Genomic DNA, 7492 nt, shown 5'->3' with positions numbered 1-7492 from the left:
CCGTAACGTCAAACACATCGCCGGACGGCTGCTCAAGCAGCCGGCCCGTGAAGGCGTGGTGGCTGCACAAAGCCGTCTTGGCCAATTGATGTGCCGGGAATGCGGGAATGCCCGGGACCGCCGGATCGGTCAGGACCTGCTGCGTCAGGCCGCCCGGGCAGGCGATCGCCGCGCTCAACAGGAACTGGGGCTGATCGAAGACTGAGCTGTCCAAGACCAGACGCCTTGGTTAACCTTCAGGTTTTATCCGATTGGCAGGAGTGGCTATGGCAATGGATTTGACCAGCGTATTGCTGGGTCTGGCAGCGGCTGCGTTACCGTTGCTGGTATTGGCCTGGCAACTTCAGCGTCGGGCCAGCACCACGCAGGCAGACGTTGCACTGCTGCAAGAGCGCCTGGCCATGGCGCAACTGGCGCAGGACGGATTGAACGCACAGCTCGAATCCAGCCGCGACGAAATCGCTGACCTGACCCAGGCCAACGCCGCCAAACAGGCGGATCTGGCGGCGCTGCGTCGTGAAGTCGAACTGCTGCAGATCGAGCGCGACGACGCCCGGGACGCCGCCCATGCGTGGAATATCGAGCGTGCCGGCAAGGAAGCCGAATTGCGCCGTCTGGATGCCCAGGCCGCTTCGCTCAACGCCGAATTGCGCGAGCAACAGGACAGTCATCAGCAACGCCTCAACGACCTGCAAGGTTCGCGGGACGAGTTGCGCGCGCAGTTTGCCGAGCTGGCGGGGAAAATTTTCGATGAGCGCGAGCAGCGTTTTGCCGAAACCAGTCAGCAGCGCCTGGGGCAGTTGCTTGATCCGTTGAAAGAGCGCATCCAGTCCTTCGAAAAACGTGTCGAGGAAAGCTATCAGAATGAGGCTCGTGAGCGGTTCTCCCTGGCCAAGGAGCTGGAGCGACTGCAACAGCTGAATTTGCGCCTGAGCGATGAAGCCACCAACCTGACCCGCGCCTTGAAAGGGCAAAAGACCCAGGGCAATTGGGGTGAACTGATTCTTGAGCGCGTGCTCGAGCATGCGGGACTGGAGAAGGGCCGCGAGTACCAGACGCAGGTCAATCTCAAGGGACCGGACGGCGAGCGCTTTCAGCCGGACGTGATCATTTATCTGCCGGGCGACAAGCAGGTGGTGGTCGACTCCAAGGTCAGCCTGACGGCCTATCAGCAATACGTGGCGGCTGAGGACGAGGCCATCGGCCAGATCGCCATCAAGCAGCACGTGCTGTCGTTGCGCAATCACGTCAAAGGCTTGGCCGGCAAGGATTACAAGCGTCTCGATGGCTTGCACAGCCTGGATTTCGTATTGCTCTTCGTACCGATCGAGGCGGCGTTTTCTGCCGCGTTGCAGGCTGAGCCGACGCTGTTTCAGGAGGCATTCGACCGCAACATCGTGATCGTCAGCCCCACCACGTTGCTGGCGACCCTGCGTGTCATCGACAGCCTGTGGAAACAGGAGCGCCAGAGCCAGAATGCCCGGGAGATCGCCGAGCGGGCCGGGTGGCTGTATGACAAGTTCGTACTGTTCATTCAGGATCTGGACGAGGTCGGCAATCGCCTGCAGCAACTGGACAAGGCCTACAGTTCGGCGCGCAACAAGCTGACAGAAGGGCGTGGCAACCTGGTCAGTCGCAGTGAACAACTCAAGCTGCTGGGCGCACGGGCCAGCAAGAGCYTGCCGGCGGACTTGCTGGAGCGGGCSATGACGGATGTCGATGGGTTGGTCGAGTTGCCGGAGTAGCCCCGGGCGACTGCTGATTATTGTGGCGAGGGGGCAAAGTGTTAGCTTGCCTCGTTACAGCGGCAAATACCGACTCAACAACGCCCGCAACGCCGCCGGTTTCACCGGTTTTGCCAGGTAATCCAGCCCCGCGGCATGCACCTGGTCGACCGTCTCCGGCCGGCCATCGGCGCTGATCACCACCCCGGGAACCGGCTCGCCCATTTGCGTGCGCAACCAGGYCATCAAATCGGTTCCGGTCTCGCCATGATCGAGGTGGTAATCCACCAACGCCAATTGCGGGCGCATGCCTTCGCCAAGCAATGCGGCACATTCCTCGCGATTGCGTGCGGTCCAGACCTGGCAACCCCAGCGGCTGAGCAGACTGTTCATGCCGATCAGGATGCTGTCCTCGTTGTCGATGCACAGCACCTGCGCCCCATTGAGCAATTTGCCATTGAGCTCGGCGACTTTGACCGGCGCTGCGGTTTGCGCCCGGGCCAGCGGCACGCTGACGCTGAACACGCTACCGCGTCCCGGCCAGGAGCGTACGCGCAAGGTATGACCGAGCACGCGACATAGCCCGTCGGCAATCGCCAGCCCCAGGCCGAGACCTTTTTCGGCCCGTGTCTGGTGGCTGTCGAGGCGCTTGAACTCTTCGAAAATCACCTGCTGTTTGTCTTCCGGAATGCCCGGTCCAYGGTCCCAGACTTCCAGGCTCAATCCTTCCTTGTGCCGACGAACCCCCAACAACACCGGCCCTTTGCCGTAGCGGAAAGCGTTGGTCAGGAAGTTCTGCAAAATCCGTCGCAGCAATTTGATGTCGCTGTCGACCCGCAGCGCACTGCCGCGAACGCGGAACTCCAGTTTTTGTTCGCGCGCCAGCGCCTTGAACTCGGTACCAAGGGTATCGAACAGTTCGTTGAGTGCGAATGGCTGGCGATTCGGATTGATCTTGCCGTTCTCCAGGCGGGAAATGTCCAGCAGGTCGCTGATCAAGTCCTCGGCCGAGCGCAGTGAGCTGTCCAGGTGCTCGACCAGTTTCTGCGCCTCGCCCGACAAACCATCTTCCTGATGGGAGAGGGCGGCGGAGAACAGCCGCGCCGCATTCAGCGGCTGCATCAGGTCATGGCTGACAGCCGCGAGGAAACGGGTCTTCGACTGGTTGGCCGCCTCGGCGGTGCCTTTGGCTTCGGTCAGGGCAACGTTGAGCTGCGACAATTCGTGGGTGCGTTCGGTGACCCGTTGCTCCAGGCCTTCGTTGGCTTCGGTCAGCGCCTGCTCGGCTTCGCGGAACGCGGTGATGTCGGTGAAGCTCATGACGAAGCCGCCGCCCGGCATCGGGTTGCCGATCAGCTCGATCACCCGGCCGTTGGGGAACAGTCGTTCGGAAGTATGTGCGCGGCCCTGACGCATCCAGTGCAGGCGACGGGCGACATGCACTTCGGCCTCGCCGGGTCCGCACAATCCACGCTCGGCATTGTGACGGATGATGTCGGCAATCGGCCGGCCGACTCTGATCAGGCCATCCGGGTAGTTGAACAAATCCAGATAGCGACGGTTCCAGGCCACCAGTTTCAGCGACTGGTCGACCACGCTGATGCCCTGGGTGATGTTTTCGATGGCGCCTTGCAGCAAGGCACGGTTGAATTGCAGCACCTCCGAGGCTTCGTCGGCGATGCGCACGACGTCCTCCAGTTGCATCTCCCGGCCTTCAATGGCCGCCTTTACCACCGCGCGGGTCGAGGAGGCTCCGAGCACACCGGCCAGCAAGCGTTCGGTGTGGGCGATCCATTCACTGTCGGCGTTCTGGTTCGGGTTGAAACCTTTGCCCTGGCGATAGGCAAAACGGATGAAGCTTTGCCGGGCGCGTTCTTCGCCGACGAAGCGCGCCGCCAATTGCAGCAAGTCGTCGATCTGCACCGCCAGCATCGAGCGTGCGCTGGGGCGGGTACTGATTTCCTGGCCGATGAAGCGGCCCGCCTGCCAATGCTCGGAAACCCGGGTACGGGACAACACCGAGACCCAGGCGAACAGTGTGAAGTTGCCTGCCAGCGACAGCACCACGCCTTGGGTCAACGGAGTGATCGGCAGGTTCAGTGGATTGCTGTGCAACCAGGCCAGGCCCGGGAAGGTGCTCAAGGACAGGCCGAGGCTGAGGGCGGCAATCGGCAGGATCAAGGTGTAGAACCAAAGGAAGGTGCCTGCGGCGAGGCCGGCGAAAACGCCGCGGCGGTTGGCCTGTTTCCAGTACAGCGCACCGAGCATGGCGGGGGCCAGTTGGGTCACGGCGGCGAAGGCGATCTGGCCGATGGTCGCCAGGCTGGCGGTCGAGCCCAGCAGGCGATAACTGACGTAGGCCAGCAGCAGAATGACCACGATGCTGACACGTCGCACCGACAGCATCCACTGGCGGAACACTTCGAACGGGCGCTCGGCGTTGTTGCGCCGCAGCAGCCACGGCAACAGCATGTCGTTGGACACCATGGTCGACAGCGCCACGCTGGCCACGATCACCATGCCGGTGGCCGCCGATGCGCCACCGATAAATGCCAACAGGGCCAGCGCCGGGTGCGCCTGGGCCAGGGGCAGGCTGATGACGAACGAGTCTGGCAACACCGAGCTGGGCAGCAGCATCTGGCCGGCCAGTGCGATCGGCACGACAAACAATGCCGCGAGGGCGAGGTAGGCCGGGAATACCCACTTGGCCAGGCGCAGATCCTGGGGCTCGATGTTCTCGACAACGGTCACGTGAAACTGCCGCGGCAGGCAAATGATCGCCATCATCGCCACACCGGTCTGCACCACCATCGACGGCCAGTTGATGGTTTCCTTCCAGTACTGTTCCAGCCGCGGCGCAAGCATGGCCTGGTCGAACAGGTCGTCGAAACCGTCGTACAGGCCGTAGGTCACGAAGGCGCCGACGGCGAGAAACGCGAATAATTTCACCAATGACTCGAAGGCAATGGCCAGCACCATGCCGCGGTGGTGCTCCGTGGCGTCGAGGTTGCGGGTACCGAAGACGATGGTGAACAGCGCCAGCACGAGCGACACGATCAGCGCGGTGTCCTGGGCACGGGTGCCCATGGCGTCGGCGCCGGCACCGATCAGCAGGTTCACGCCGAGCACGATGCCTTTGAGCTGCAGCGCGATGTAGGGCAGCACACCGACCATGCAAATCAGCGCCACTACCACCGCCAGCGACTGGGATTTGCCATAGCGCGCGGCGATGAAGTCGGCGATCGAGGTGATGTTCTCCTGCTTGCTGATCATCACCATTTTTTGCAGGACCCACGGCGCCCCGACCAGCAACAGGATCGGCCCCAGGTAGATCGGCAGGAACGACCAGAGTTGTTCGGCGGCCTGGCCCACGGAGCCAAAGAAAGTCCAGCTGGTGCAATAGACCGCCAGCGACAGACTGTACACCCAGGCACGCACTCGCGGCGGCAAGGGCGCGCTGCGACGGTCGCCATAGAAGGCGATGGCGAACATGATGGCCATATAGGCCAGGGCGACGGCGGCGATCAGCCCGGTGGACAGCGACATGGGGGCTCCAGACAAAAGACATCCGGGACTTGCGCCCGGACAGACAGTCTCGCACGACCGCCAGCGTTAGTCAGTGTCGACCAAGGTCGTGGCGTGGCGGGGTGTCGCAGGTGACTTTTCAGTGTCTGGACTGGCCCCATCGTCGGAACGCCGCCCGGACCAAGCTCGCTCCCACATTTGCCCTGTGTTCGCCGACCCTTGTGGGAGCGAGCTTGCTCGCGATGGGGGCCTCACTGACTGAATGCGATCTCGATCAACCGATGCAACTCTTCAACCTCAAGCGGCGCCTCGGAAAACAGAATGCGAAACACCGTCGGCGCGGCGATCAGATTGATCAGCCGATCGACACTGGGCTTGGGCTGATCCGGATAGCGATCCAGAATCGTCTGCAGTTGCCCGCCAATGATTGTCGCGCAATAACTCGGCTTCAACGCTGCCTGCACGTCRCACAGCATGTTGCGGCCGGGTTCGGAGCTCATCTCGTCCAGGTACTGCTCGGCCCAGGCGCGCACGTCGCCGTGAAGGCTGCCGGTATTGGCCGGCTCGTTGTCGGGCTGCATGCGGGCGAGGGCGACGTCGGCCAGCAGCGCCGACACATCGCCCCAGCGTCGATAGATGGTGGACGGGGTGACACCCGCGCGCGCCGCAATTTGTGGCACCGTCACGCTGGCGCGGTCCTGCTCCTCAAGGAGTTGGCGCACGGCCGAATGAATCGACTCTTGTACCCGGGCGCTACGGCCGCCGGGGCGTAAAGTGGGAGCTGTCATCTTGTGTTTCCTGTATTGCACCGGGTCTTGCGGCTGGCATCCGGTCCTGAAAGCCATGTATCGGACCTTAACACAAAGAATTTGCTTTAAGAGGGATCCAGTAGCACACTCCGCAAAAGCAAAAAATTAGCTTTTGCGGAGTGTGTCCATGCCCGATTCTCCTTCAAATCGTGCCAGCCTGTGGTTTCTGGCAATAACCTTACTCAGTTTTCTGGCGGCTTCCACCGCGCCGACGCCGCTGTATCACCTGTATCAGGAGCAGATGCAGTTTTCGGCAGCGACCTTGACCCTGATTTTCGGCGTCTACGCCCTCAGCCTGTTGGCAGCGTTGCTGACGGTCGGCTCGCTGTCGGATTACCTGGGGCGCAAACCGGTGATTTTTACGGCGGTGCTGCTGAACATCCTGGCGATGTTGCTGTTTATCTACGCCGACAGCGTTGCGTGGCTGATCAGTGCCCGTGTGCTGCAAGGGTTTGCCACCGGCATGGCGACTGCCGTGTTGAGTGCAACCTTGCTGGACACCGATCGCCAACAAGGCCCGCTGGTCAATAGCGTCGCACCCTTGCTCGGCATGGCTCTGGGTGGAATGGGCTGCGGTTTGCTGGCCGAGTTTGCGCCGGCGCCGTTGCACCTGACCTATTGGCTGCTACTTGCTCTGTTCGCGATGCAGGCCGTATTTGTCTGGCGTTTGCCGGAGAGCGTCACGCGCCAGTCCGGGGCTTGGGCATCATTGCGGCCCACCCTRCATGTGCCGGTCCAGGCGCGCGCGACGTTATGGCGGGTGTTGCCGCTCAACACGGCGACTTGGGCGCTCGGCGGTTTTTACGCGTCGCTGGCACCTTCATTGGTGCGCACGGCGACGGGTTCAACGTCGAACCTGATTGGCGGGGCGACCGTCGCCGCATTGACGGTGACCGGTGCCCTGATGATTTACACCTTGCGCAATCAGGCGGCGACCAAGGCACTGCAACTGGGCGCCAGTTCGTTGCCGGCGGGAGTCGCCCTGATTCTACTGGGCGTGCACAGTGCCAGTTTGCCGCTGTTTTTCCTCGGCACGCTGGTCGCCGGTTGTGGCTTCGGCGCCGGTTTCCTCGGGGCGGTGCGCAGTCTGGTGCCGCTGGCCTTGCCCCATGAGCGCGCCGGGTTGATGTCGGCGTATTACGTGCTGAGTTATCTGGCGTTCTGCCTGCCGGCGCTGCTGGCCGGGAACCTGGCGCGGACCTTTGGTCTGGTGGCAACCACCGATGGTTATGGTGCGGTGCTGATGGTGCTGGCCTTCATTGCAATGGCGGGTTTACTGCGGTCGCGTTCGGCCAGGGTTTGCGAGGCCAACCGGTAAAATTGAGTTAGCCTTGGCACCCACTCAGCTCACTCGAAGGATCGGACCATGAAGATCATCCGCAGCAAATCGTTTACCGGCGAGCGTGCCTGGGCCGCGCTGGATATCGCCAATAT

At 62.3% G+C, this 7492-nt stretch carries 4 protein-coding genes and 2 pseudogenes; 4 read left to right on the top strand and 2 right to left on the bottom strand.

The window, feature by feature from the left end; genetic code table 11:
* Positions 1–205: pseudogene (locus ACXRVY_RS12375) on the top strand (sel1 repeat family protein); the annotation flags it as partial.
* 175 nt (positions 206–380) lie between these two features.
* Positions 381–1745, top strand: a complete 1365-nt coding sequence (gene rmuC / locus ACXRVY_RS12370; RefSeq protein WP_223462223.1) for a DNA recombination protein RmuC — start codon at positions 381–383, stop codon at positions 1743–1745.
* Between the two features lie 54 nt (positions 1746–1799).
* Here the strand turns inward: rmuC and ACXRVY_RS12365 are convergent, their stop codons facing one another.
* Positions 1800–5270, bottom strand: coding sequence for a hybrid sensor histidine kinase/response regulator (locus tag ACXRVY_RS12365; RefSeq protein WP_458237487.1), 3471 nt, complete (start codon positions 5268–5270; stop codon positions 1800–1802).
* A 230-nt stretch (positions 5271–5500) separates the two neighbouring features.
* Positions 5501–6037 (bottom strand): TetR/AcrR family transcriptional regulator, encoded by a 537-nt coding sequence (locus tag ACXRVY_RS12360; RefSeq protein ID WP_223462152.1) that lies wholly within the window; start codon positions 6035–6037, stop codon positions 5501–5503.
* Positions 6038–6185: 148 nt separating this feature from the next.
* Between ACXRVY_RS12360 and ACXRVY_RS12355 the strand changes: the two genes are divergently transcribed.
* Positions 6186–7376, top strand: a complete 1191-nt coding sequence (locus ACXRVY_RS12355; protein ID WP_223462153.1) for an MFS transporter — start codon at positions 6186–6188, stop codon at positions 7374–7376.
* 48 nt (positions 7377–7424) lie between these two features.
* Positions 7425–7492: pseudogene (locus ACXRVY_RS12350) on the top strand (cupin); the annotation flags it as partial.

It is taken from the genome of Pseudomonas sp. P5_A2_2, from assembly GCF_054177685.1.
Note: the sequence above shows the minus strand (reverse complement) of the source record. Positions and strands in the feature narration are given on the sequence as shown.